The sequence below is a fragment of the Curtobacterium flaccumfaciens genome (genome assembly GCF_013359815.1).
GTDB classification, from domain to species: Bacteria; Actinomycetota; Actinomycetes; order Actinomycetales; family Microbacteriaceae; genus Curtobacterium; species Curtobacterium flaccumfaciens.
In genome coordinates, this window is the sequence record NZ_JABMCF010000033.1 from 221,170 (window position 1) to 246,620 (window position 25,451).

Annotated in this window: 23 protein-coding genes and 1 tRNA gene; 17 read left to right on the forward strand and 7 right to left on the reverse strand. The window is 71.2% G+C overall.

What is annotated here, in order from left to right:
* Nucleotides 1-6 precede the first annotated feature (6 nt).
* The 3 genes from HP445_RS05535 to HP445_RS05545 all read left to right on the forward strand — a co-directional run bounded on the left by HP445_RS05535 (nucleotide 7) and on the right by HP445_RS05545 (nucleotide 2,627).
* On the forward strand, nucleotides 7-1,380 hold the full coding sequence (locus HP445_RS05535; protein WP_206647616.1) for an ABC transporter substrate-binding protein: 1,374 nt from the start codon (nucleotides 7-9) through the stop codon (nucleotides 1,378-1,380).
* A gap of 96 nt (nucleotides 1,381-1,476) precedes the next feature.
* The gene (locus tag HP445_RS05540) at nucleotides 1,477-1,947 is read left to right on the forward strand and encodes a BLUF domain-containing protein (protein WP_051596847.1); all 471 of its coding nucleotides are present in this window, start codon (nucleotides 1,477-1,479) and stop codon (nucleotides 1,945-1,947) included.
* A gap of 71 nt (nucleotides 1,948-2,018) precedes the next feature.
* Entirely contained in the window at nucleotides 2,019-2,627 is a 609-nt protein-coding gene (locus HP445_RS05545) for a ScbR family autoregulator-binding transcription factor (RefSeq protein ID WP_164941198.1), read from the forward strand.
* A 25-nt stretch (nucleotides 2,628-2,652) separates the two neighbouring features.
* On the opposite strand, the gene HP445_RS05550 is transcribed toward HP445_RS05545, so the two are convergent.
* From HP445_RS05550 to HP445_RS05560, 3 genes are all read right to left on the reverse strand, one after another.
* Complete coding sequence (locus tag HP445_RS05550) at nucleotides 2,653-3,081, reverse strand: BLUF domain-containing protein (protein ID WP_017888306.1); 429 nt, start codon at nucleotides 3,079-3,081, stop codon at nucleotides 2,653-2,655.
* A gap of 76 nt (nucleotides 3,082-3,157) precedes the next feature.
* Nucleotides 3,158-4,312, reverse strand: coding sequence for an AI-2E family transporter (locus HP445_RS05555; protein WP_128780814.1), 1,155 nt, complete (start codon nucleotides 4,310-4,312; stop codon nucleotides 3,158-3,160).
* A gap of 10 nt (nucleotides 4,313-4,322) precedes the next feature.
* Nucleotides 4,323-5,540: an MFS transporter gene (locus tag HP445_RS05560; RefSeq protein WP_128780815.1), complete on the reverse strand. Its 1,218-nt coding sequence runs from the start codon at nucleotides 5,538-5,540 to the stop codon at nucleotides 4,323-4,325.
* A gap of 68 nt (nucleotides 5,541-5,608) precedes the next feature.
* Between HP445_RS05560 and HP445_RS05565 the strand changes: the two genes are divergently transcribed.
* From HP445_RS05565 to HP445_RS05575, 3 genes are read left to right on the forward strand one after another with little or no spacing between them, the layout of a single operon-like run.
* Nucleotides 5,609-6,388, forward strand: a complete 780-nt coding sequence (locus tag HP445_RS05565) for an MSMEG_4193 family putative phosphomutase (protein WP_128780816.1) — start codon at nucleotides 5,609-5,611, stop codon at nucleotides 6,386-6,388.
* A gap of 33 nt (nucleotides 6,389-6,421) precedes the next feature.
* The gene (locus HP445_RS05570; RefSeq protein ID WP_071406497.1) at nucleotides 6,422-6,949 is read left to right on the forward strand and encodes a DUF3090 domain-containing protein; all 528 of its coding nucleotides are present in this window, start codon (nucleotides 6,422-6,424) and stop codon (nucleotides 6,947-6,949) included.
* Complete coding sequence (locus tag HP445_RS05575) at nucleotides 6,946-7,704, forward strand: SCO1664 family protein (RefSeq protein ID WP_128780817.1); 759 nt, start codon at nucleotides 6,946-6,948, stop codon at nucleotides 7,702-7,704. Before HP445_RS05570 ends, HP445_RS05575 begins: the two co-directional genes overlap by 4 nt.
* Before the next feature lie 70 nt (nucleotides 7,705-7,774).
* On the opposite strand, the gene HP445_RS05580 is transcribed toward HP445_RS05575, so the two are convergent.
* Both HP445_RS05580 and HP445_RS05585 read right to left on the reverse strand, forming a co-directional pair.
* The gene (locus tag HP445_RS05580; RefSeq protein WP_128780818.1) at nucleotides 7,775-9,793 is read right to left on the reverse strand and encodes a vWA domain-containing protein; all 2,019 of its coding nucleotides are present in this window, start codon (nucleotides 9,791-9,793) and stop codon (nucleotides 7,775-7,777) included.
* Entirely contained in the window at nucleotides 9,786-11,171 is a 1,386-nt protein-coding gene (locus tag HP445_RS05585) for a MoxR family ATPase (RefSeq protein ID WP_128780819.1), read from the reverse strand. The genes HP445_RS05580 and HP445_RS05585 overlap by 8 nt, the downstream gene beginning before the upstream one ends.
* 224 nt (nucleotides 11,172-11,395) lie before the next feature.
* Between HP445_RS05585 and HP445_RS05590 the strand changes: the two genes are divergently transcribed.
* The 4 genes from HP445_RS05590 to HP445_RS05605 all read left to right on the forward strand — a co-directional run bounded on the left by HP445_RS05590 (nucleotide 11,396) and on the right by HP445_RS05605 (nucleotide 15,802).
* On the forward strand, nucleotides 11,396-12,850 hold the full coding sequence (locus tag HP445_RS05590; RefSeq protein WP_308201621.1) for an MFS transporter: 1,455 nt from the start codon (nucleotides 11,396-11,398) through the stop codon (nucleotides 12,848-12,850).
* Nucleotides 12,851-13,019: 169 nt separating this feature from the next.
* Nucleotides 13,020-13,700, forward strand: coding sequence for a GntR family transcriptional regulator (locus tag HP445_RS05595; protein ID WP_111029874.1), 681 nt, complete (start codon nucleotides 13,020-13,022; stop codon nucleotides 13,698-13,700).
* Nucleotides 13,701-13,902: 202 nt separating this feature from the next.
* Nucleotides 13,903-15,204 carry an LCP family protein gene (locus tag HP445_RS05600; RefSeq protein WP_254699451.1) on the forward strand — a complete coding sequence of 434 codons (1,302 nt, stop codon included), beginning with the start codon at nucleotides 13,903-13,905 and terminating at the stop codon, nucleotides 15,202-15,204.
* Between the two features lie 508 nt (nucleotides 15,205-15,712).
* Nucleotides 15,713-15,802 (forward strand) — tRNA-Ser (locus tag HP445_RS05605).
* Nucleotides 15,803-15,867: 65 nt separating this feature from the next.
* Here HP445_RS05605 and HP445_RS05610 read toward each other — a convergent pair.
* Complete coding sequence (locus tag HP445_RS05610; protein ID WP_128780821.1) at nucleotides 15,868-17,058, reverse strand: MFS transporter; 1,191 nt, start codon at nucleotides 17,056-17,058, stop codon at nucleotides 15,868-15,870.
* A gap of 127 nt (nucleotides 17,059-17,185) precedes the next feature.
* On the opposite strand from HP445_RS05610, the gene HP445_RS05615 reads away from it, so the two are divergent.
* From HP445_RS05615 to HP445_RS05625, 3 genes are all read left to right on the forward strand, one after another.
* Nucleotides 17,186-17,635 carry a MarR family winged helix-turn-helix transcriptional regulator gene (locus HP445_RS05615; RefSeq protein ID WP_128780822.1) on the forward strand — a complete coding sequence of 150 codons (450 nt, stop codon included), beginning with the start codon at nucleotides 17,186-17,188 and terminating at the stop codon, nucleotides 17,633-17,635.
* 73 nt (nucleotides 17,636-17,708) lie between these two features.
* Entirely contained in the window at nucleotides 17,709-18,710 is a 1,002-nt protein-coding gene (locus tag HP445_RS05620) for a type IV toxin-antitoxin system AbiEi family antitoxin (protein ID WP_128780823.1), read from the forward strand.
* Between the two features lie 148 nt (nucleotides 18,711-18,858).
* Complete coding sequence (locus tag HP445_RS05625; RefSeq protein WP_128780824.1) at nucleotides 18,859-19,506, forward strand: hypothetical protein; 648 nt, start codon at nucleotides 18,859-18,861, stop codon at nucleotides 19,504-19,506.
* 38 nt (nucleotides 19,507-19,544) lie between these two features.
* On the opposite strand, the gene HP445_RS05630 is transcribed toward HP445_RS05625, so the two are convergent.
* Entirely contained in the window at nucleotides 19,545-20,549 is a 1,005-nt protein-coding gene (locus HP445_RS05630) for a LacI family DNA-binding transcriptional regulator (protein WP_128780825.1), read from the reverse strand.
* Nucleotides 20,550-20,665: 116 nt separating this feature from the next.
* Here HP445_RS05630 and HP445_RS05635 point away from each other — a divergent pair, with 116 nt between their 5' ends.
* From HP445_RS05635 to HP445_RS05650, 4 genes are all read left to right on the forward strand, one after another.
* Nucleotides 20,666-21,907 carry a Gfo/Idh/MocA family protein gene (locus HP445_RS05635; RefSeq protein ID WP_128781074.1) on the forward strand — a complete coding sequence of 414 codons (1,242 nt, stop codon included), beginning with the start codon at nucleotides 20,666-20,668 and terminating at the stop codon, nucleotides 21,905-21,907.
* Nucleotides 21,904-22,950, forward strand: a complete 1,047-nt coding sequence (locus HP445_RS05640; RefSeq protein WP_128780826.1) for a sugar phosphate isomerase/epimerase family protein — start codon at nucleotides 21,904-21,906, stop codon at nucleotides 22,948-22,950. The genes HP445_RS05635 and HP445_RS05640 overlap by 4 nt, the downstream gene beginning before the upstream one ends.
* A 161-nt stretch (nucleotides 22,951-23,111) precedes the next feature.
* Entirely contained in the window at nucleotides 23,112-24,116 is a 1,005-nt protein-coding gene (locus HP445_RS05645) for an AAA family ATPase (protein WP_071406487.1), read from the forward strand.
* Nucleotides 24,116-25,447, forward strand: coding sequence for a DUF58 domain-containing protein (locus tag HP445_RS05650; RefSeq protein ID WP_111032893.1), 1,332 nt, complete (start codon nucleotides 24,116-24,118; stop codon nucleotides 25,445-25,447). The genes HP445_RS05645 and HP445_RS05650 overlap by 1 nt, the downstream gene beginning before the upstream one ends.
* The last annotated feature ends 4 nt before the right edge of the window (nucleotides 25,448-25,451 follow it).

Genomic DNA, 25,451 nt, shown 5'->3' on the forward strand with positions numbered 1-25,451 from the left:
AACACCATGACGAACCAACTGACCCGCCGCACGCTCTTCGCCGGCGGCGCCTCGGCCCTGGCCCTCGGCGCACTCGCCGCCTGCTCGTCGCCCGGTCGCCGCACGACGAACCGGTCGGGTGCGCGCACCGTGAGCTACTGGCTCTGGGACGCCAACCAGCAGCCCGCGTACCAGGCCGTCGCCGACGCGTTCCACCGCGCAAACCCGGACATCACCGTGAAGATCACCCAGCTCGGGTGGAACGACTACTGGACCAAGCTCACCGCGGGCTTCATCGCCGGCACCGCGCCCGACGTCTTCACCGACCACCTGACGAAGTTCCCGCAGTACGCCGACCTCGACGTGCTCTACAAGCTCGACGAACTCGACGCCACGAAGGGGATCCGGGACGACGACTACCAGTCCGGACTCGCCGAACTGTGGAAGGGCCAGGACGGCCACCGCTACGGCTCGCCGAAGGACTGGGACACCGTCGCGATGTTCTACGACCAGAAGGCGATGGCGAAGGCCGGGGTCTCCGCCGAGGAGCTCGGGTCGCTCGAGTGGAACCCGGACGACGGCGGCACGTTCGAACGGATGCTCGCGCGGCTGACCGTCGACTCGAAGGGCCGCCGCGGCGACGAGGACGGCTTCGACAAGGACGACGTCGCCGTCTACGGCATCTCGTCGAACGGTTCGGGCGGTGACGGCTTCGGCCAGACCCAGTGGTCACCGTTCACCGGATCGGTCGACTGGTTCTACACGAACGAGAACCCCTGGGGTGACAGGTTCCGCTACGACGAGCGCGTCGTGCAGGACACCCTCGCCTGGTACTACCGGCTGGCCGAGAAGGGCTACATGGCGAAGTACGGGGTGTTCTCCACCACGACCGGGCCCGAGGTCCAGCTCGGCGCGGGCAAGTGCGCGCTGTCGTTCAACGGCTCGTGGATGATCGGTTCGTACCTCGGCATGGAGGACCTCGACGTCGCGGTCGCCCCGACCCCGATCGGCCCGTCGGGTCATCGTGCGTCGATGTTCAACGGGCTCGGCGACTCGATCACGAAGCAGGCGAAGGACCCCGAGGCCGCGGCGAAGTGGGTGGCGTTCCTGGGCAGCGACGAGGCGCAGCGGATCGTCGGTGAGAGCGGGATCGTGTTCCCCGCTCGTCCCGCTGGCACCGAGGCTGCCGTGGCGTCGTTCCGGAAGCGCGGGCTCGATGTCTCGGCGTTCACCCGGCAGGTCGAGGAGGACACCACGTTCCTGTTCCCGGTCACGAAGAACCCCGCCGACGTGCAGGCCCTGCTGCAGCCCGCCTTCGATGACGTCTACGCGAACGGCAAGCCGATCTCGACGCTGACCGGGGTCAACGAGCAGGTCAACAACCTGCTCGCCCTCACCTGATCGAAACCCCGCCCGTCGTCCGCATGCCGCACCGTCCGGTGCGGTGTGCGGACGACGCGTTGACCGTGCCGCCGACCACGACCCAGACTGCAGGGGATGACCTCCCTCACCTCCCTCGTCTACATGTCCGTCGCCGTCGACGACCTGACCGACGACCAGCTGGTCGCCATGCTGCGTGAGGCGCGGCTCCGCAACCACGCGCTCGGCGTCTCCGGGCTCCTGCTCGCCAAGGGCGGCCGCTTCATGCAGGTGCTCGAGGGTCCGGTCTGGAGCGTCGAGGACCGTTTCGCCGCGATCGAGCGCGACCCGCGGCACACCGGCGTGAAGTCGCTGTCGCGTGAGTCCATCAGCACGCGTCGGTTCGACGGCTGGGCGATGGCGTTCGGCAGCCCGACCGGGGACGAGCTCCGTGACGAGCCCGGGTTCAGTACCTTCCTCAGCGACCGCACCGGTCTGCCGACCGGGGTGGCGGGCACGCCCGCCGACTGGCTGCTCCGCTGGTTCCGTGGGCGCGACCTGCAGGACCTGCCCGAGGAGCGCATCACGCTCGGCCGGCACGCAGCCTGAGCCGCACCACCCCTCGGACTGGAGGCGCGGTGCCAGCTGGCACCGTCCCTCCAGACTGTGAGACTGGTCCCGTGGAACGACGTGAGCAGATCCTGGTGGCCGCGGCGGAGGAGTTCGACCGCGTCGGCTTCGCCGGCGCGACGATCGCGGGCATCGCCCGCGCGGCGGGTGTCTCGCAGGGCACCCTGCACTTCCACTTCCCGACGAAGCTCGCCCTGGCGCTCGGCGTCATCGGCGAGCAGAACGCCCGCACCTTCGACGTCGTCAGCCACACCGACAGCTCGCCCGTCGCCGCGCTGATCGGGGCGTCGCACGGCATCGCCGACCTGCTCCGGACCGACCCGATCGTGCGGGCCGGGATCCGGCTGTCGCTGGAGCGCGGCGAGTTCCAGACCGCGACGCTGAGCTTCTACGAGCAGTGGATCGGTGGGATCGTCGACGTGTTCCGGTTGGCGGTCGCGAGTGGGGAACTCCGGACGGACCTGACCGCTGAGCAGCTCGGGTCGACGGTGGTGCCCTACTTCACGGGCGTGCAGCTCGTGTCCGACGTCCGGACGCGGCGCACCGACCTGATGCCGGCCGTGGCGACGATGTGGCGCGTGGTGATCGCGGCGACGGCGGACCCGAAGCACCGCGACCGGCTGCTCGGCGTCGTCGAGGACGAGTTCACCGAACGCTGATCCGGCGACGGGGTCCTGGGTCGGTTCAGAGGTCGTGCAGCTCGCGGTCGCGGAACCACTTCAGCAGCCAGGCAGCACTCGTCCGGTCGAACGAGCGCGGGAAGTCCATCGTGCCGGACAGGAAGGGACTGAAGCCCGCTTCGGACCGGATGTCCGAGTCGTCGAGCGCGCGGTAGGCCATCGACCAGCCGTCGAACCGTCGGCGCTCGATGTCCTCGCGCACGAGTGACTTCACCTCACCGTGACGGCGGTCCTTCGCGATCACGTCGTACCGGTCCTGCACGCTCCACGCCGGCCCCTCGAGCAGCTGCATGAACCGGCCGCCCTTCGCGAGCAGGAGCCCGGAGACCCCGAGCGCTTCGTTGCGCAGCCGGGACTCCGCGAGCAGCACCGCCATGGCCTGGTCGTCGAAGGGGACGACGGCACGGCTCATGTAGACGATGGAGACGAGCACTCCTCCATCCTGCTGGGTGGAAGGCCGCTGCGCGAAGCGGATGTCCGCAACGCGCCTCACGGATCGGCGCTGCGGATCAGCCCTGCGGCAGCTCGTGCGCGGTGACGTCCTCGTTGCGCTTCTTCCGCCACGGTCGTGCCGGGGTGTTCGGGCCGTCCCACACCAGGATCGCGCCCCAGGCCGCGGCGATCAGCGGCACCGAGATGATCGCGCCGGTGATGCCGGCGAGGACGGTGCCGGCGGTCAGCCCGATCAGGATGACGAGGCCGTGCAGCTTGAGGGTGCGCCCCATCAGGACCGGCTGCAGCAGGTTGCCCTCGAGCTGATTCACCAGCACCACGATGCCGATCACGATGAGCGCCTGCACCGGACCGAGGGCCACGAGCGCGACCAGGGCGGCGAGGATGCCGGCGGCGGTTGCACCGACGATCGGGATGAACGCCGTGATGAAGACGATGACGGCCAGCGGCAGGGCGAGCGGGACGCCGACGATGGCGATGCCGACTCCGATGCCGATCGCGTCGACCGCCGCAACCGTGGCGGTGCCGCGGACGTACCCGCCGAGGGTGGAGACGACCCGGTCGCCGACGCGACGTGCGCGGGCGTAGCGCTCACCGGTGAAGGGGCGGAGCAGGAACTCCCAGATGCTCGGGCCGTCCTTCAGGAAGAAGAACAGCACGACGATCATCAGGACGAGCCCGGTCAGGAAGTTCGCGGTGGCCGAGGCGCCGGCGAGTGCACCGGATCCGAACTGGGCGCTCGTGACGAAGTCGGACGCCGACGCGACCGCGTCGTCGATCTGCTTGTCCGAGATCGAGAACGGCAGGTTCTTCGCGAACTCCTGCAGTTGCTGGAACCCGTCGACGGCCGACTTCTGCAGCTGTGCCCACTGGTTCTCGACGGCGACGACGATGAGCCAGCCGATCAGCCCCAGGATCGCGAGGACGCCGATGAGCACCGCGAGGGTGGCCAGCACCGACGGCACCCGGTGCTTGCGGAGCCACGACACCACCGGGTGCATGGCGGACGCGATGATGAGCGCGAGGAGCACCGGGATCGTGACGACGCTCAGGATGTTGCTCGCCCAGACGATGCCGGCGACGACCACCACGACGATGATGAGCTGCAGGCACCGGGTCGCGAAGTGCCCGGCGGAGTCGGACCACGCGGCCTGGACCCTGGACGGCGGGGCTGGGGTGGTCGGGCGCGGAGCGTCGCGGAAGAACGGCATGCCGGAGACGCTACCGACCGGACGGCCGCCGCGCCGGTTCCGACGGCTCGATCGTCCGACCGGTGTCCTGTCCCCGCGTCGCCGGGGCGACCAGGAACGCCGCGACCAGCAGGACGAGCGGCACGAGCATCGCCGTCTGCAGGCCGAGGTGCTCCCCGACGAACCCGAGCAGCGGCGGCCCCACCAGGAACGCGATGTACCCGGCGGTGGCCACCACCGACACCCGGCGGTCGCCGTCGGTGGGGTGGTCGCCCGCGGCGGAGATCGACAGCGGGAACCCGAGGGCGATGCCCAGACCCCAGACGCCGGCGGCCGCCGCGGTGACGACCGGACTCGGTGACAGCACGACGAGCAGGACCCCCACCCCACCGACCGCGGCACAGACCCGGACGACCGGGGCGCGACCGAACCGGGCGACGAGCGGGGTGCCGGCCGCACGACCGATGAGCATGGCGAGGGCGAACCCGGTGAACACGAGGGACCCGACGGACTCGGGGGCGTCGTGGTCGGTGGTCATCAGCAGCGGGAGCCAGTCGCTCGCGGCACCCTCGGCGAAGGCCATCGCCAGCGTGATGACAGCGATCATGGCGAGCTGCACGGTGAGGACGGAGCGGCGGGCTCCCCGACGGGTGCCGCGGGCAACGGCAGGCGCATCGGTCGGTGTCTCACGAGGCACCGGCCGCAGGTTCAGCGCCGCGAACACCGCCAGCGCGGCCATCACCGCGGCGCCGACGAGCAGGTGCACCCGGACCGGGGTCCCCGCCGCCGTCATGGCGATGCCGACGACCCCACCCACCACGCTGCCGAGGCTGAAGCACGCGTGCAGTACCGGCACGACCGGTCGTCCGATCTGCCGCTCGACCGCGGCGGCCTCGACGTTCAGCCCGATCTCGGCGACGCCCGCCCCGAAGCCGATCAGGAACAGCCCGGCCCAGACCCCGGCGGCGACCTGCGCCGGGGCGAGCAGCGCGACGAGCACCATGCCGACGACGGGCAGCGCGCCCCCGAGCAGGATGAGCGGGCGGTTGCCGGTCCGTCGCACCAGCGCTCCGGCGCCGAGGATGCCGATCATCGACCCGATCGACAGCCCGAGCAGGACGAGGCCCATCGCCTCGATCGAGGCTCCGAGCTCATCGCGGATCGCAGGCGTCCGGGTGATCCACGTCGCGATCCCGAACCCGGTCACCGTCGACGTGGCGAAGAGTGCGAGTCGATGCCGCCCGGCCATGGCCCCATCTGATCGGTCCCCGGGCGGCCCGTCAAGGGCGACCGCGTCCCGCGCTTAGGATCGGGCGCATGGCGACCGTCCTCCTCGTCCGTCACGGACGCACCACCGCGAACGCCACCGGCGTCCTGGCCGGACGCACCGCCGGCGTGCGACTCGACGCCGTCGGCCGCACCCAGGCCGAGCGGACCGCGGAGCGCATCGCCGCGGTGCCCGTCGTCGCCGTGGTGTCGAGTCCGCTCGAGCGTTGCCGGCAGACCGCCCGCGCGATCCTGGACCGGCAGACGGACCGGCAGACGGACCGGCAGACCGGTGCACCCGCCTCGCTGATCGAGCGGGCCATCACCGAGGCCGACTACGGGCAGTGGCAGGGCCGGAAGCTCGCCGACCTGGCGAAGGAGCCCCTCTGGCGCACGGTGCAGGCGAACCCGAGCGCCGTCGTGTTCCCCGGTGGTGAGTCCATGCAGACGATGCAGTCCCGGGCCGTCGCGGCCGTCCGGCGCATCGACGCCGAGATCGAGGCGGAGCACGGACCCGGCGCCGTCTGGGTCGCGGTGAGCCACGGCGACATCATCAAGAGCGTCCTCGCCGACGCCTTCGGCATGCACCTGGACCTGTTCCAGCGCATCGGCGTCGGCCCGGCCTCGGTGTCCGTCGTGCGTTACGGCGAGCACCGCCCCGAGGTCGTCGCGACGAACACCGAGTCGGGCGATCTGTCCTGGCTGCGCACCGCCCCGGCACCCAGCGGGGACGCCGCGGTCGGCGGCGGCGCGGGCCATCCGGAACCCGATGCGCACACCGGCACCGGGCGTCCGGCACCCGACGCGCCCGTGGGACCTGCCGGACCCTGAACGGCCGGAGCCGAGCGCTCCTACAATGCGGGTATGCCCACCATCGTCCACGGCTTCGACTGGCCGGACCGCCTCGTCGTCGGCACCATCGGCCGTCCGGGTGAGCGCGCCTTCTACATCCAGGCCCGCTCCGGTCGGCGCGTCACCAGCGTCGCGCTCGAGAAGGAGCAGACCGCCGTGCTCGCCGACAAGATCGACGAGCTCCTCGACGAGGTGGCGACCGTCGACGACAACCGCTTCAGCGTGCCGCCGTCGGTGCCCGTCGAACTCCGCGACCCGGAGCCGCTCGACCAGCCCGTCGAGGCCGAGTTCCGCGCCGGGGCCCTGAGCCTGGGCTTCGACCCGTCCACCGCGCAGGTCGTCATCGAGGCGTACCCGATCGACGACGAGGTCGAGATCGTGTCCGAGGAGAGCGAGGACGGCATCGAGATCGAGGCCGTCGTCGAGATCCCCGAGCCCGCCGAGCTGTTCCAGGTGAAGATCCCGGTCGGCACCGCCCGGGCCTTCGTCGAGCGCACGCGCGAGGTCGTCGCCGCCGGTCGTCCGCCCGGCGACGCATGAGCGACGGCTCGCTGTCCGTCCGGGCGCGCATCCGTGAGGCGTCCAACGCCACCTTCCTCGCCGAACTCGACGGCGCGGCCGTCGTCTACAAGCCCGTCGAGGGCGAGCGCCCGCTGTGGGACTTCCCGGACGGCACGCTCGCCGGCCGCGAGATCGCCGCGCACCTGGTCTCCGAGGCGTTCGGCTGGGGTGTCGTCCCACCCACGTGGATGGGTGACGGTCCGTTCGGGCCCGGCATGGTGCAGCGCTGGCAGGACGTCGACCCCGAGCAGGACGCCGTCGACCTGGTGACGCCGGAGCTCGCCGAGGCGGACGGTTCGCCCTGGCTGCCCGTGCTCGAGGCCATCGACGAACACGACCAGCCCGTGACGCTCGTGCACGAGGACTCCGAGGCCCTGCGCCGGATGGCCGTCTTCGACGTCGTCGTGAACAACGCCGACCGCAAGGGCGGGCACGTGCTCGCGATGCCCGACGGCCACCGCTTCGGCGTGGACCACGGGCTCACCTTCCACGTCGAGCACAAGCTCCGGACTGTCTTGTGGGGCTGGATCGGGGAGCCGCTCGGGCCGGACGAGCTCGAGGGCCTCGACCGGGTGTCCGAAGCCCTGCGCGGCGGTCTCGGCGACGAGCTCGCCGAGCACCTGACGGACGAGGAGATCGACACGCTCCGGGCGCGCTGCGCGGCCCTGCGCGCCGTCGGGATCTTCCCGCCGCCGCCCGGTCACGGCCCCGCCGTGCCCTGGCCGCTGTTCTAGACGCACCCAGGGACGGACTGGAGGCCCGTGGCGGTGTCGCCACGGGCCTCCCGTCCGTCTCGTGTGGGCTTCAGAGCCCCCAGTCGTCGCGGAAGAGCGCGCCGCCGGCCCCGCGACGCGAGCCGAGGTACGAACCGACCACGGCGACCCCGAGGTCGTCGTTCTCCGGCGCCACGACGCTGCCGTCCACCCGCTTCGCCATCGCGTCGATGAACCGGGCGAGCCCCGGGTCCTCGCCGAGCCGGAAGAACGTCGTCTGGGCGCCGAGGCGTCCGGCGTTCTCGAGCTCCCGCACGGTCAGCGCGATCGTCACCGGGTCGGGCGGGTAGTCGAACCAGACCTGCCCGTTCGGCTCGAGGTGCGACGTCGGCTCGCCGTCGGTGACGATGAGGAGCACCGGTTGGGCCGTGGGGTGCTTCCGGAAGTGCCGGTTGGCGAGCAGCAGGGCGTGGTGCAGGTTCGTGCCCTTGTCCCACATCGCGTCGAGACCGACGAGCTGTTCGACGTCCATCACCTCGGCCTCGCGACCGAAGGCGATGAGCTGCAGGTCGTCGCCGCGGAACCGGGTCGACACCAGGGTGTGCAGCGCCAGGGCGGTGCGCTTCATCGGGACCCAGCGGTCCTCCATCGCCATCGAGAACGACGTGTCGACGAGCAGCGCGACGCAGGCCTGGGTGCGCGCCTCGGTCTCCTGCACCTCGACGTCCTCGATGCTCAGGTGCACGCCCGCACCCTGTCGTCCGCTCGCCGCCGTCCGCACCACGGCGTTCGTGATCGTCCGGGGGATGTCCCAGGGCTCGGTGTCACCGAACGCCCACTGCCGTGACGCCCCCGACGGCTCGCCCGCGGCACCCGAGCGACGGAGGTCCCGCGCGCCCTGGCGACCGGACATCCGCTGGGCGACGTCCTTGAGCAGGCTCTTGCCGAGCTGCCGCATCGCCTTCGGGGTGAGCCGGAGCTGCCCGTCGGCACCGCGGCGCATCGCCCCGGAGTTCCGGAGCGCCTGCTCGAGGCGCTGCAGGGTCTTCGCGTCGACCGCAGCCTCGTCGCCGAGCTGCCGGGACAGCGCGTCGAGGTCCAGGTCGTCGAGCTCCGAGCCCGGTCCGGACTGGGCGAGCTGGTCGGCGAGGGCGTCGAGGTCCGCGATGTCCTGGAACACCCCGGTGCCGTCGCCCAGCCCGAGCCCCTGTTCGCCCTCCATGCGCTCGGATCCGCCCCAGTCCTCGCCGGGACGCAGTGCGCGCAGGGTGCGGTCGAGGTGGGACAGCTGCCCCATCAGGTCGGGGGAACCGAAGGCCTGCTGGGCGAGGGCGTCGAGTTCGTCCCGCTGCTCCTGGGTCATCGAGTTGCGCATGCGCTGCGCCGCGGCCGCGCGGGCTGCCAGGTCGTCGAGCAGCTCGTCGACGTTCGCCGGGTTCGACGGGAAGTACTCGCCGTGCTGGTCCATGAAGTCGTCGAACTGCTGCTGGGTGTCCTCGCCGCGGGCGTGCGCCTCGAGCAGGGCGTTGAGGTCCTGCATCATCGCGCTGACGGCGGCCCGGTCCTGGTCGGTGGCACCCTCGAGCGCCTGTTTCATGCCGGCGAAGCGCTGGTCGAGCACCTCGCGGCCGAGCAGGTCCTTGATCTCGTCGTACTTCTGCCGCGCGGTCGGGCTCGTCCAGTCGTAGTCGCCGAGTTCCTGCACGGCGGCGGCGGGGGAGGGCGACAGGCTGTCGAGCTGCAGTTCGGCCAGGGCACGGTCGCCGTCGTCGAGGTCGACGTTGCGGGCGAGCTCCCCCCGCTCGGCGAGCAGCGCTTGGTCGAGGAGCTCGCGCACCTGCTGCAGGGTGCCGTCGAGGTTGTTCTTGCTCGTCAGCTCGCGGCGTCGCTCGGCCACCCGGCGGGCCAGGTCGTCGAGACCGCGCTGCGTCCGGCCGCCGCGCCGCAGGAACTCCCGCATCGCGCGCTCGGGCGACGTGCCGCCCATCACGTCCTGCCCGATGGCGTCGAGCGCCTCGGCCAGGTCGACCGGGGCGGCGAGCGGGTCGGGTCCGTCGGTGTACCGGCCGTACCGGGTGTCGCGCGTCAGGCGCCGGTTCTGCCTAGCCATAGACGGCTTCGCCCCCGCCGGACTCCTTGCTGATGCGCCGGGCGAGGAACAGGCCCTCGAGGGCGAGCTCGATCGCGCCGGCCCGTTCGCCGTCGTTCGTGGCACCCGTCCGGTCGCACACCTGGTCGTACAGGTCGGACTCGCCGATCGACGGCAGGCCTTCGAGGAACGCCCGGGCGCTGACCTGCTCGCCCGTGGTCACCATCGTGCCGCCGTCGAGCGCGTCCACGAGCACCGCGAAGTCGAGACCCTTGAAGCGGGAGCGCACGGTCTCGGCGGTCGCGGTGCGGAGCAGGTGCTCGAGGACCTCGTCGACCCGGTCCTCTTCGCCGTTCTCGAACTCGATCTTGCCGCCGAGGACGTCCACCGCGGTCTCGAGGTCGATCGGCCGGGCGACCGCCTCGTCCTCGCCCTGGCGCGCTGCGCGGTGCACCGCGGCCGCGGACACCGTCTCGGCACCGGCGATCGCGAACCGGGCGCTCACACCGCTGCGCTGGTCGACGGCGCTCGAACCACGCAGTGCCCGCGTGAACCGGGCGAGGATCTCGATCAGGGCGTCGGGGACCTCGGCCGTCAGCTGGGCCTCCTGCCGGATGACGGCGATCTCGTCGTCGAGCTCGATCGGGTAGTGCGTGCGGATCTCGGCGCCGAAGCGGTCCTTCAGCGGCGTGATGATCCGGCCGCGGTTCGTGTAGTCCTCGGGGTTCGCGCTCGCCACGACGAGCACGTCGAGCGGCAGCCGCAGCACGTAGCCGCGGATCTGGACGTCGCGCTCCTCCATCACGTTGAGCATCGCGACCTGGATGCGTTCGGCCAGGTCGGGCAGCTCGTTGATCGCGACGATGCCACGGTGCCCGCGGGGGACGAGTCCGAAGTGGATGGTCTCCGGGTCGCCCAGGCTGCGGCCCTCGGCGACCTTCATCGGGTCGACGTCGCCGATCAGGTCGGCGACGCTCGTGTCCGGCGTCGCGAGCTTCTCGACGTAGCGGTCGTCGCGGTGCCGCCAGCTGATCGGCAGGGCGTCGCCGAGGTCGTCGGCGCGCCGCATGCTGGCGGTGGTGATCGGTTCGTACGGGTGCTCGCCCAGCTCGGAGCCGGTGATGACCGGCGTCCACTCGTCGAGCAGGCCCTGCAGGGTGCGGAGCAGGCGGGTCTTGCCCTGGCCGCGCTCGCCGAGCAGGACGACGTCGTGCCCGGCGATCAGGGCGCGTTCGAGCTGGGGGATGACGGTGGTCTCGAAGCCGTGCAGGCCGGGCCACGGATCGGTGCCCTGGCGCAGGGCGGTGAGCAGGTTGTCGCGGATCTCGGCGCGGACCGTCTTCTGGACGTGACCAGAGGTGCGGAGCTCGCCGACCGTGCGGATGTCAGGTCGGGTCACCTCTCCGACGCTACGCCGCGTTCGCGACGGCGACCAGGGTCGGACTGGAGGCGCGTGGCGGGCCCGCACCGGGCCTCCCGTCCGCTTGTGGGTTTCCATCGCACTTGCGATCATTGAGATCCCGGCGACGGAGCCGGATTCGAAGTAGGGGGATCCGGCTCCGCCCCCGGTTGCTCGTTCCGCATCTGAACCACATCGGCGATCTCGGCGTACGGTCCCATTCCGTGAGCAGCGCGAACGCAACCATCAAGAGCCTGGTGCCCGCCAGGATGGACCGCTTGCCGTGGACCCGGTTCCACTGGAGCGTCGTCGTCGGACTCGGCGTGTCCTGGATCCTCGACGGTCTCGAGATCCAGATCGTCTCGAACGCGGGTTTCCAGGCGGACCTGAACCTGTCGACGCAGCAGGTGACGTCCCTCGGCACGATCTACCTGGTCGGCCAGGTCGTCGGTGCCCTGGTGTTCGGGCGCATGTCCGACCGGTTGGGGCGGCGCAAGCTGTTCATCCTGACGCTCGCGATCTACCTGATCGGTTCGGGCATCGCGGGCCTCGCGCAGGACTTCTGGTTCCTGGCGGCCTTCCGGTTCGTCGCGGGGTTGGGCATCGGCGGCGAGTACGCGGCGATCAACTCGGCGATCGACGAGCTCATCCCGGCGAAGTACCGCGGGCACGTCGACATCGCCATCAACGGCACGTACTGGGGCGGTGCCGCACTCGGCGCGTTCGCGAACATCTACCTGCTCGACACGTCCTACTTCGCCGAGAACATCGGCTGGCGCATCGGGTTCTTCCTCGGCCCGGTGCTCGGCATCGCCATCATCTTCCTGCGACGCCACATCCCGGAGAGTCCGCGGTGGCTGATGACGCACGGGCGCGAGGAAGAGGCCGAGGCCACCGTCTCCCGCATCGAGGCGTCGGTGGAGAAGGCGACCGGCAAGCCCCTGCCGGAGGTCGACCAGTCGAAGGCGATGACCGTCACGCCGACCGACCGTGTCGGGTTCCTGGCCATTGCGCGCGTCCTGCTGAAGCAGTACCCGACCCGCACGCTCGTCGGCGCGACGATGATGATCACGCAGGCGTTCCTGTACAACGCGATCTTCTTCACCTACGCCCTGGTGCTCACGAACTTCTTCGGCCTGAAGACGGCGGAGACGGCGGTCTACTTCTTCCCGTTCGCGATCGGCAACCTGCTCGGCCCGATCATCCTCGGACGCTTCTTCGACACCTGGGGTCGTCGCCAGATGATCTTCCTGACGTACCTGGTGTCCGGCCTCGTGCTCGCCACGTCCGCGTTCCTGTTCCGGGCGGACGCGATCTCGGCGACGGTGCAGGTCGCGTTCTGGTGCGTGTCGTTCTTCTTCGCCTCGGCCGGTGCGTCGAGCGCCTACCTGACCGTCAGCGAGATCTTCCCGCTCGAGCTGCGGTCGCAGGCGATCTCGTACTTCTTCGCCCTGGCGCAGATCTTCGGTGCGGTCGCGCCGGCGATCTACGGTGCCTTCATCGGTGACGGCTCGTCGCGGGAGCCGCTGTTCTGGGGGTACCTGCTCGGATCCGCGGTGATGATCGGCGGCGGCGTGGTGGCCTTGGTATTCGGGGTCGACGCCGCGCGGAAGGGGCTGGAGGACGTCACCCAACCGCTCTCGGTGCTCACCGGGGACGCGAAGTCCGACCGGAGGTGAGCCCTGCGGCGGCGGCCTGACATTCTGTATTCAGAGTGTTTAGCGCCGCCGTCGCAGCGCTGTCACTGTGCCTGCATGGCACTCCTCCACAGCGCGACACCGGCGACCACGATCCACGGCAGCGACCGCCCTCGCCTCGGGGGTGCCGTCCGTGCGTGAGCCTGGGCTGATGGAGCACACCCCCATCCGAGCAGGCGCCGGCGGCCTCGATCCCCACGGCCTGCGTCGCAGCCTGCTGCGCGACGCGGTGTTCCTGCGACTGCTCGACAACGTCCTGCGGGGGGAGTACCGCCGCGGACAGCGGCTGCGGCTCGACACCCTGGCATCGGACATGCGGGTGTCGCGCACACCGGTGCGCGAAGCCCTCGTGACCCTCGAGTCGCTGCAGCTGGCCAGCGTGCAGCGCTACGTCGGTGTCGTGATCTCGCAGTGGTCGGTCGACCAGATGATCGAGCGACTGCGGATCGCCCAGGCTCTGCTCGTCGATCCGCCGTCGAACTCCGTCGGGTACCACGACCGGTTCGACAAGGTGTGGCTGCGGGAGTGCTGGACCGAAGCCGGTGCCTTCGTCGAACTCGGCGCCTGGTACCTGCGGCGCCGCGGGTCGTCGGTCAGCGGCGACTGGTTGCTGTCGCAGCGCATCGTGCTCGACATGTTCTTCACCGACGACGTCGCCCTGGCGAACGGGATCGATGCCGTGGTCGACCGGCGACGACGGGTCGAGATCGTCGAGCGGGCCGTGGCTGCTGCTGAGCGAGACGCCCTCGACGACTGTGCCGCGGCGCTCCTCGACCTGTCGTCCGCCCTGATCGCCCTGCCCGACCGCTTCCGGGTGGTCGTGTCGGCCTGAACCGACCTCGGCTGCGGATTCGCTCAGGTCCGCGCCGACCGCCGTGGATCCGCAGGTCGCGGCACCGAGCAGTGGGCGCCACCGATGTCCCTCGCACTGGATCGTCAGGCAACGTCGTGGCAGCCTTGACCGGTTGCCGTCCCCGGCGTGTCCACCGACGACAGGAGTGCCCGTGAACGACGTCCGCGATCGATCCCACCGCTTGAACCGAGCGTCCGGGATCGCACGGCACGGACGTCTGCGGCGCTCGAGCCCCTTCGCGACCGCTGCCAAGACGGTCTCCGCCGTCGTCGCAGTGGCCCTGGTCAGTTCGGTCTCCGTCACGGCGATCGCGGCGAAGCAGGTCACGGACGACCTCGGTGACGGCGTTGAGATCCAGGGCCAGCCCGCACCGCAGGCGAAGGGCGGCGCAAAGCCGATCAGTGCCTTCAAGGGCGGGTTCAACATGCTCGTCGTCGGCACCGACAACGACCCCGAGCAGAGTGCGGCCTTCGGGGAGCGCGATGCGACCCTCAACGACGTCAACATCCTGCTGCACGTCTCGGCCGACCACACCAACGCGACCGCGGTGAGCATCCCGCGCGACCTCGTCACCCCGATCCCGGCCTGCAAGAAGACCGACGGCACGGGCACGGCCCCGGCGATGGCGGCGCAGCCGATCAACACCTCGTTCGGCGAGGGCGGCCTGAACTGCGTCACCCAGACCGTCGCCGGGCTGACCGGGCTCGACATTCAGTACTCGGCCGCGGTGTCGTTCAAGGGCGTCATCGAGATGTCGAACGCGATCGGCGGCGTGCCCGTCTGCGTCGCCCAGCCGATCACCGACTCGTACACCGGGCTGAACCTGCCCGCCGGCACCTCGACCCTGCAGGGCGACGAGGCCCTGGCGTTCCTGCGCACCCGGCACGGGGTCGGTGACGGATCCGACCTCGGCCGGATCTCGAGCCAGCAGGTGTTCCTGTCGTCGCTGCTCCGCACCGTGAAGTCGAACGACACCCTCGGTTCGCCGGCCCGCCTGTACAAGCTGGCCCGGGCGGCGGCGTCGAACATGCAGCTGTCCCAGAGCCTGAACGACATCGGGACGATGGTGCAGATGGGCCTTGCGCTGCGCGACCTGCCGCTGGCGCAGGTGAACTTCGTGCAGTACCCGGGCACCACGGGCGGCACCGGTGTCTACGAGGGCAAGGTCGAGCCGACCACGTACCTGGCCGACCGGCTGTTCGCGAAGATCAAGGCCGACCAGTCGTTCTCCCTCGGGGCGGACAGCACGGGCATCGGGTCGGAGACGAACCCGACGCAGACGAGTCCGACGCAGCCGAACCCGACGCAGCCGACCGCTGCACCGTCGTCGCCGGCCGCTGCGCCGGAGCCCGCGACCCCCGCGACACCGGCGGCGCCGTCGTCCGCCGCACCGCGCACCCCCTCGGCGACGCCCGAGACCATCGACGGACTCGAGGGCCAGTCCGCCGACCAGCAGACCTGCTCCAAGGCGTTCGGGTACTGAGGCGCGGGCGGACGGCTGCGACTGGTCGCTCGCCCGCCTTCGCGAAAGCGACAGTCTGCCGCCGAACATCCGCGGCACTCTGTCGCCCTGGCGCCAGTGACGGCTGAGCTCGGCGGCACAGTGTCGCTTTCGTGGGCCCGACCGATGCCGTGCGTGCGTGCGCCCGGACGTCAGCAGTGCACCCGCCCCGCCCCGAACGCAGAAACGGGGGCGCGGTGGTGGGCCGCGCCCCCAGGGGAAGCCGCTCCCCGCCGGGCGCCACGCGATCGGGCGCGCCGGGCCCGCACGGGGAACGACGTCGGGTGCTGTGTCGCGACGACGGGGACGAGCCCCGGAACGTGATTGCCGCGTCCCGATGATGCTATGCAGTGGGGTACGCCCCGACAACCCCAACGTGTCCCCACTTCGGGGGACCGAGTGCGATGCGTCGTGCCACGCGCGGGTGTGCGTCGGGTCGAGAGTGGCGCGGTCCTCCTGTATGGTGGTCGCAGCGCTCGCGAGAGTGCTTGGAGACGTCGCATAGTCCGGCCGAGTGCACCACCCTGCTAAGGTGGAGTCCCCTTTGAGGGGACCGAGGGTTCAAATCCCTCCGTCTCCGCGCGACGATGAACCCCGGTCCGATCGGACCGGGGTTTCGTCGTTCTCGGGCCCGAAGCGCCCGCGTCAGACGGTCGCGATGCTCCCCGTCGTCGTGGTCCCCACGCCCGAGCGACCACGACGGACGGCGCCCATCGCCACGAGCGTCAGCACCACGGCCGCCAGGGTGATCCCCGACCCCGCCCAGATCGGCGACGTGTACCCGAGCCCGGCGGCGATGGTCAGGCCGCCGATCCAGGCCCCGAGCGCGTTGCCGAGGTTGAACGCGGCGATGTTCGCCCCGCTCGCCAGGGTCGGCGCGTGGTCGGCGTACTGCATCACCCGCGTCTGCAGGGCCGGGACGGTCGCGAACCCGAATGCCCCCATCAGCACGAGGGCGATCACGGTGAGCACCGGCGAGGTCGCGACGAGGGCGAACACCGCGAGCACCACGGTCAGCACGACGAGCACCACGAGCAGCGTGCGGTCGATCGAGCGGGCCGCGAGCTTGCCGCCGGCGAAGTTGCCGACGAACAGCCCGATGCCGAACACGATGAGCAGCCACGGCACCGCCGACGACGGGAATCCGGACACCGAGGTCAGCGTGTACGCGATGTAGGTGAAGGCGCCGAACATCCCGCCGTAGCCGAGCACGGTCATGCCGAGCGACAGCCAGACCTGCCCGGACCGGAAGGCGCCGAGCTCGCGGGCGAGGGACGAAACCTCGGTGGAGCGGACCGCCGGGACGAGGACGAGCACGCCGATCAGGGCGACGATGCCGATGGCCGCGATCGCCCAGAACGTCGCACGCCAACCGGCGGCCTGGCCGAGGAACGTGCCGAACGGCACGCCGAGTACGTTCGACGCGGTGAGCCCGGTGAACATCAGCGCGACGGCCGAGGCGCGCTTGGACCGCTCGACCATGTTCGCGGCGACGACCGAGCCGATGCCGAAGAACGCTCCGTGGCACAGGGCGGCGATGACGCGGCCGGTCATCATCACGCCGTAGGTCGGGGCGATCGCGGACAGGGTGTTGCCGACGATGAACAGCACGAGCAGCCCGAGCAGGACGGGCTTGCGGGGGAGTCGCGTGGTCGCGGCGGTGAGCCCGAGGGCTCCGACGATGACCGCCAGGGCGTACCCGGTGACGAGCCAGCCGGCGGTGGTCTCGGTGACGCCGTAGTCGGCCGCCACCTCGGGCAGCAGGCCGGTGATGACGAACTCGGTCAGGCCGATGCCGAATCCGCCGAGTGCGAGGGCGATGAGTCCCGCGGGCATGGATGTCCTTCCGTTGTGCAGCTGTGCCGCGTACGCTGGTTGTTGCAGACGCGGGATATCGATAGTTGCACACGCGGGGTATCCGCGCAAGCAACTGTCGTCGTCTGCACCGACCGAAGGAGCCCCGATGTCCGTCGACGACACCTCCACCGCCGTCCGCGCCCACGGCTGGCGCACCCTGGCAGCGCTGCACGGCCTGATCGAGACGCGCCTGGAGCGGGCCCTCCGGCAGGTCGACCTGTCCGTCGTGGAGTTCACGGTGCTCGATGCCCTGCGCCGCCAGGACGGCTTCCACATGCGCATGCAGCAGCTCGCCCGCGCGGCCGCCCTCAGCCCGAGTGCGACCACCCGACTGGTGAACCGGCTCGAGGAGCGTGCCCTGCTGACCCGCGTCCTGTGCGCCGACGACCGTCGCGGGCTCTACACGGAGCTCACGCACGCCGGGCAGGTCCTGCTCGAGCGTGCGACACCGATCCACGCCGAGGCGCTCGAGGGCGCCCTCGCCGAGGCGCACGACGTCCCCGAACTCGCCGACCTGGCCGAGTCCGTCGAGCGGCTCGAAGGTGTTCCGGCCTGATCCGCTTCTGGTGTTCATTTTTCCGACTCGTTCAATTAGATTGAACATCAGGAAAAATTGAACGAGGAGCGGCATGGACGACCGGATCGTGTACGAGACCACCGCGCGGCTCCGCGAGTACGGCTTCGACCTAGCAGCCTCGAGGGAGCCTGAGGGGTTCGATGGCTCTGCTCTCTGGGACGCTGTACTCACCCGTGAGGGCGACCCGAGCTGGCGGTGGCCGGTGGACATCGCACTCCTCGAGCCGCTCACGATGGAGTCCCTGCGACGGGCACCTTGGAACGTGAAGTCGACACCGACGTTGCTGGTCGGAGCGAAGATCTCAGCCCGGACTGCAGAGCAGTTCCGATCGCTCGGGACTTGCTTCGTCGACGTCGCTGGCAACGCGTTCATCCGGCACGACGGGGTACTCGTGGACGTGCGGGGCCGGACGAGACCGGGCGCGCCCGAGGAGCGCGGTGTGAGCAGTCGAAACGTGAACCTCTTCAGCAACCGACGAGCGCAGGTCCTGTTCGTCCTGCTGACCTGGCCGGGGATGATGTCAGCGCCGCGTCGGACCATCGCAAGGGTCGCAGGTGTGTCCGTCGGGCTCGCCAGCGAGGTCGTCGACTCGCTGAGGGCATCCGGGACGGACGAGGCGGACCTCCGACCCGGAGGTGCAGCCCGCGAGCAGCTCATCGACCAGTGGTCCGCTGCGTTCGCCTCGGGTCTCGGAGCTGAGAAACGAGCGCGGGCCTTCGCCGGCCAGACCCTCGAGGTCCAGGCGGTGGACGGGGTGGAGGTGTTCCGGAGCGGTGAAGCGGCAACCGCGTGGTTGCGGCCCGAGACACTGTCACTGTGGGTTCGGCCATGGTCGTCGGCGCTCGCGCTCGAGAACCGTTGGCGTGCCGGGGCCACGCCGAACATCTGGGTGCGGGAAGCCTTCTGGACCGACCCGCGGCCCTATCCGTCCGGAGTGAGGACGGCGCCGCCACTGCTCGTGTACGCGGAGCTCATGGCTGCTGGTGATTCTCGCTCGCAGGAAGCAGCGGCCAGAGTCCGCGCGGAGACGGGACTCGTCGATGCACTCGGATGAACGTCTCGACGTCGTCGATCACGTCGTCCGAGACCTCGTGGGTCGACAGGTCGACCCCGCGCGCCTCATGATCATCGGCGCGGAGGCTCGCGACCGACTCCATCACGTCCAGTTCGGCCGGACTGACACCGTGCGTGCGACCTCCGACGTGGACATCGCTATCGCCACAGACGACTGGCAGACGTACGAGGACGTCGTTGCGACGTACACGCGGACCGGTTCGAACGGCGTGCGTTTCGTGGTCGCCGACATGGAAGTGGACTTCATGCCGTTCGGCCGGGTCGAGGACCCCGACGGCGTGGTGACACCGGCCCGCCGCCGCGAGCAGATGAGCGTGTTCGGGATGGCCGATGTCTTCAGCGCAGGGACGTGGGTCGACCTGCCGAGCGGGCACCGTGTCCGCTTCCCCACCGCGGCTGGGTACACGCTGCTCAAGCTGCGAGCCTGGGTGGACCGTGGACACGCCAACGACCGTGACGCACAGGACCTTGCGCTGGCGGTGGACTGGTACTGCGAAGACGAACGGGTCCGGGAGGCATCCTGGAACGACGATCGGATCGAGCTCATGGAGGAGTACGGCTCCAACACGGACCACGTCGCCGCTCGTGTACTCGGGCGCGAAGCCGCCGTGATCGTGTCGCGACCCCGCGCACGCGAGCTCGACGCACTCCTCGAACGGCGCCCGATCGCAGCGAAGCAGTTCGTGTTCTCCTCGGTTCGGAACATGGCACTCGCCGAGCGCGAGGCTCGGGTCGGTGCGCTCTCCGCCGGGTTCGCTGAGGTCGCTCGGTCCTGACCCGACGGAGGCGCAGACGCTCGACCGAGTAGCGGAGTTCAGAGGCGCGGCGGCCCCGTCGTCGAGCGCACGACGAGCGTCGGCGGCACGAGCGTCCGGAGGGGAGCGGCCGGCGTTCCCGCTGCGGCACCGATCCGCTCGACCAACCGCGCGGCCGCCAGGCGCCCGACCTCGTCGTTGTGCGGGTCGACCGTCGTCAGGCGCAGCAAGGGGGAGGCGGCGAGCGGGGTCTCGTCGTTGCCGATCACCGAGACGTCCTGCGGCACGCGGAGTCCGGCTTCCTGCACGGCGGCGATCGCGCCCATCGCCATCACGTCGTTCGCGGCGAACACCGCGGTCAGATCGGGGTGCTCCCGCAGGGCGAGTCGCATGCCCTCGTAGCCGGTCGTCTCCGAGGTCGGGCCGGAGCCGTAGACCAGCGGCTCGATGCCGGACGCGACCAGCTGCGCGACGGTGGCCTGACGGCGGACGGCAGCCGGGCCTCCCGAGCCGGTGACGTGGGCGATGCGGCGGTGACCCAGGCCGATCAGGTGATCCGCTGCCAACCGTCCGCCGGCGGCTTCGTCGGAGGCGACCACGTCGAGTCCGCCGGGGACGTCCTCGCGTGCGCCGGCGACCACGATCGGGGTGTCGGCGGGGACGACGACGTCGGGGAAGCCCTCGGCGGCGAGCACCACGCCGTCGACCCGCAGGGAGACCAGGTCGTCGAAGGGCGAGGAGCCCAGGTGAGCGTTGGCGCGGGTGTCGGCCAGGGTGAGGCGGAGGCCGTGCGGGGCGAGGGCCTCGCGGATGCCGTCGAGCATCGGGACGTACCAGGGGTTCCGGAAGTCGTCGACGATGACGCCGATGGTGCGGGTCCGGGTGCCGGCGAGGATGGCGGCGGCGCGGTTCGGGCGGTAGCCGAGGTCCGCGACGGCGGCGAGCACCGCGGCGCGGCGGGCGGGGGAGACCCCGGGATCGTCGCGCAGCACCATCGACACCAGGGACTTCGAGACGCCTGCGCGTGCGGCGACGTCGATGATCGTCGGCGGGCGAGGGGTCACGCTGAGCCTTTCCGGCACGGTGCTTGACAGGACATGGGCTGGTGCGGCTACAGTCTACCGACACGTTCTGGAACGTTCCAGAATCCGGATCCAGCGACCTTCTCGAAGGAGAGAACATAAGCGACAGCATCGGCGTCGCCGTCATCGGCGCGGGCATGGCGGGCAAGGCCCACATGGCTGCGTGGCGGAACGCACCCTCCCTCTTCACCTCGACGCTGCCGCCGGTCCGGCTCGTCTCGGTCGGCGACGTCTACGAGCCCCTCGCCGCCGAGGCCGCACGGCGCTTCGGCTACGAGCGGCACGACACCGACTGGCGGGCCATCGCGGCCGCGGACGACATCGACGTGGTGAGCGTCGTCGTCGCGAACACCCTGCACCGCGAGATCGTCGAGGGGCTGCTCGCCGCCGGCAAGCACGTGCTGTGCGAGAAGCCGCTGTCCGACTCGCTCGACGACGCACGCGCGATGGCGTCCGCCGCTGCCGAGGCCGAGCAGCGCGGAGTGCTCGGCCGCATCGGGTTCACCTACCGCCGGGCTCCCGGCCTCGCGGCCATCAAGGAGCTCGTCGAGGACGGCACGCTCGGCCGGGTCCTGCACGTCTCCGGCCGGTACTGGACCGACTACGGCGCCTCGCCCGACGTCCCGTTCTCGTGGCGGTTCGCGGGGGAGCCGGGATCCGGCGCGCTCGCCGACGTCGGCTCGCACCTGTCCTACGTCGCCGAGTTCCTGGCCGGCCCGGTCCGGAGCGTCAGCGGTGGGACGTTCACCACGTCGATCACCGAGCGACCCGTGGCGGCCGGTCACGCGCTGCGGGGGCAGGCAGTCCCGCTCACCGGAGAGACCGCGGCCGTCGGCAACGACGACTACGCCACGTTCAGCGCACGGTTCGGCGACGGCACGGTGGTCGGGTCGCTCGAGGCCTCCCGCGTCGCGGCCGGGCACCCGAACGGCCTCGTCATCGAGGTGTTCTGCGAGCGCGGCGCCGCCCGCTGGGACCAGGAGCGCGCCTCCGAGATCGGCCTCGCGCTGCAGTCCGACGGCTCGCGTCTGGGCGGGTACCGCCAGGTCGTGCTCGGCCCGGACCACCCCTACGTCGCCGGTGGCATGGCGATGGACGCCCCGGGCGTCGGCTGGGGGCAGAACCAGATGTTCGAGTACCAGGCGCGGGCGTTCCTCGACGAGATCGCCGGGCTGACCGGCGCCGTGCCCGATGCCCTGCCCGCGAACGCCACGTTCGACGACGGCGTGCACAACATGGAGGTCCTCGACGCGGTGGCACGGTCCGCCGCGGCAGGGGGCACGTCCGTCGACGTTGCCGACGCCGTCGTCCCGACCACGGAGGGTGGTGTCCGCGCATGAAACTCGGTCTCTACAACGCGATCCTGCACGACCGGCCCCTCGAGGACGCACTCCGGGTCATCGCGGCCAACGGCCTCACCGGCATCGAGCTGAACACCGGCGGGTTCCTGCCCCCGGTGCACGTGCCCGACATCGACGCGATCCTGCAGGACGATGCGGCGCGTGACGCGTTCCTCGCGCAGTTCGCGGGGACCGGCGTCGAGATCGCCGGGCTCAACTGCAACGGCAACCCGCTGCACCCCGACCCGGCGATCGGTCCCGCGCACGCCGAGGACGTCCGGCGCAGCATCCGCCTCGCGGCCCGCCTCGGGCAGGACCGCGTCGTCACGATGTCCGGACTGCCGGCGGGGGAGCCGGGCGGGACGCGGCCGAACTGGATCGTGAACGCCTGGAACTCGGCCGCGCTCGACGTCCTCGAGCACCAGTGGAGCGTCGCGGTGCCGTTCTGGCAGGAGATCGACGCCCTGGCCCGGGAGCACGGTGTGCAGGTCGCGCTCGAGCTGCACCCGCAGAACCTCGTGTTCAACCCTGCGTCGATCCGGGAGCTCGTCGAGCGCGGCGGGCTGACCAACGTGGGGGTGGAGCTCGACGCCTCGCACCTGTTCTGGCAGCACATGGACCCGGTCGCGGTCGCCCACGACCTCGGCCCGCTCGTGTTCCACGCCGCCGCGAAGGACGTCCGGATCAACCCGCACGCCGCGATCAACGGGGTGCTCGACAACTCGTTCCGCCGGTTGTCGCCGGACGAATCACGGACGAACCTCGGCGGCGACGAGTGGGCGAACGAGTGGCCGAAACCGTCGGCGTGGGACTTCGTCGCGCTCGGCAAGGGCCACGACGAGGCGTACTGGACGACGTTCCTCGAGGCCCTGCGTGCGATCGACCCGGACATGTGGGTGAACATCGAGCACGAGGACACCGAGCTCGGGCGCGAGGAAGGAGTCGCGGTCGCCGCACGCGTGCTGCGCGCCGCGGATGCGGCGCTGGCGCCTACGGTCCTGACGGTCCGTCAGCCGACCCGGACACTGCCTGGAGGCCCGTGAACCGTTCCGCGCACCGGGTGACGGATCGGCGTGTGGTGGGCCGTGCCTCCCGGCCCCACCACACGCGGATCGGCCACCGGTGCGCGGAACGACCAGTCCGTGCACCCGTACCGGGTGCTGTCACCGGCCCGATGTAGCATGCACGACACCTGTCCCCGACGATGGAGCCCTGCGTGCCGGAGCCGACCCACCCCGCCTTCCCGCTCGAACACGTGCGGGCGGTGGGCGACGACATCGTGGCCTCCGTCGCCACGGTGATCGACGGCAAGGCGGAAGCCATCCGCACGGCCCTGACGGTGATGCTCGCCGAGGGGCACCTGCTCGTCGAGGACGTCCCCGGCGTCGGCAAGACCGTGCTCGCCAAGGCGCTCGGCGCCTCGGTCGGCGGGTCCGTGAACCGCATCCAGTTCACCTCGGACATGCTGCCGTCCGACGTCACGGGCGTGAACATCTTCGACCAGTCGTCGGGCACCTTCCGGTTCTCGCCCGGCCCGGTGTTCGCGAACGTGGTCATCGGCGACGAGATCAACCGCACCAGCCCGAAGACCCAGTCCGCCCTGCTCGAGGCGATGGCGGAGTCGCAGGTCACCGTCGACGGTGTGACGCGTCCGCTCGACCGGCCGTTCATGATCGTCGCGACGCAGAACCCGATCGACATGGAGGGCACGTACCCGCTGCCCGAGGCGCAGCGGGACCGCTTCATGGCGCGCATCGCGATGGGCTACCCGAGCGTCGACGCCGAACGGCAGATGCTCGCGAACCGCGGCGGCAGCGACCCGCTGTCGCGCCTGCGGCCGATCGTCGACGTCACCACGCTGCGGGCGATCATCGAGACCGTCGCCGGGGTGCACATCGCCCCCGACGTCGAGGCGTACATCATCGCGATCGTCCGGTCGACGCGCACCCACCCCGACCTCGTGCTCGGTGCGAGCCCCCGCGCGACGCTGCACCTGGCGCAGGCAGCCCGTGCGCACGCAGCCCTGCTCGGCCGCCCGTTCGTCACCCCCGACGACGTCGCGACGCTCGCCCCGATCGTGCTCGCGCACCGGCTCGTGCCGGTCGCCCGCGGGCTCGGCGGCACCGGCGAGGACACCGTGCGCGAGATCGTCGTCCGCATCGTCTCCGACACCGCCATCCCGTTCACGGCCACCCCCGTCCGCTCCTGATGGCCGGTCCATCGGCACCGCCGTCGCTGCTGCGACGCGTCGGTGCCGCGCGGTCCACGGCGGCCCGGTTCGGCCGCCGGGGGCTGTCGTTGGCCCGACGCACCCCGTTCCCGCGCCCGACGATCCGGGGCTGGACGGTCATCGCCGTCGGCATCGGCCTGGTCGGCGGCGGTCTGGTCGGCACCACGAGCGTCGCCGTCACGGCAGGCCTGCTGCTGCTCGTGCTGGTCGTGCTCGGCATCGTGATGGCGTTCGTCGTCGCCACCCCGCTCCGCGGCAGCCGCAGCACCGCACGGGCGATCGTGCAGGTGGGCGAGGTCTACCGGGAACGCATCACCCTCGGCAGCACCAGCCTGCCGATCGGCCCGCGGGCGACGCTGCTCGTGCGTGAACAACTGGAGGACGCCTTCGCCAGCCTGGCCGAGGCGGAGACCTACGCCGAGGTCGGGCCGAACCTGCCGCCGGCCGTGCTCGACGTCGAGGCACTTGCGATGCACCGTGGCCGCTCGCTGGTCGGCCCCGTGACGATCCGGGTCGAGGACCCGTTCGGCCTGCTCCGCATCGACCGTCCCGTCGTCCCGGCGGAAGAGGTCGTCGTCGTCCCGGCCTCGGCACCCCTCGGGGCGATCGACGCCGGGGCACTCGCCGGTGCGGTCTCGGCCGACGAGGGCCGGGTCGGACAGGGTGGCTCGGCCGACGACAGCGAACTCCGCCCGTACCGACCGGGCGACCCGATCCGCCGGGTGCACTGGGCCCAGAGTGCTCGGCGCGGTGAACTCCACGTCCGCCAGACCACCCAGGCCCAGCCGCCCGAGGCCGTGATCGCCCTCGATGTCCGGCGCGAGTCCTACCAGCGGCTCGGGCGAGAGGACCTCGCCGAGCTCTCCGACCTGGGCGGCGACCAGGCCTTCGAGCACGCCGTCGTGGTGGCCGCCAGTGTCGCCCGTGCGCTCGCCGCCCGGACCTCCCGTGTCGTGCTCGTGTTCGACGGTCCCGAAGGCGCGACCCGGCACGCGGGCGACGTCGGCGGGCTGACCGACGTGCTGGTCGGGCTCGCCGACGTCCGGCTCCGCTCCGATGCCCGCGAAGTCACCGACGTCCTGCCCGAGGTCCGTGGCCGCGACGTGCACGGCATGACCGCCGTCGTGACGGGCACCTGCACCGCGGAGGAAGCCGCCGAACTCGTCAGCGCGACCAGCGGGTCGAGCCGCGGCATCCTGGCGACGATCGTGCCGCCGGACCCGGCCGTGCGGGGCATCCTCGACCGCGGCGGCTGGCGGACCCTCGTGGTGCCGGTCGTCGGCGCGACGCCGTCCGGAGCCGCACGGTGACCGG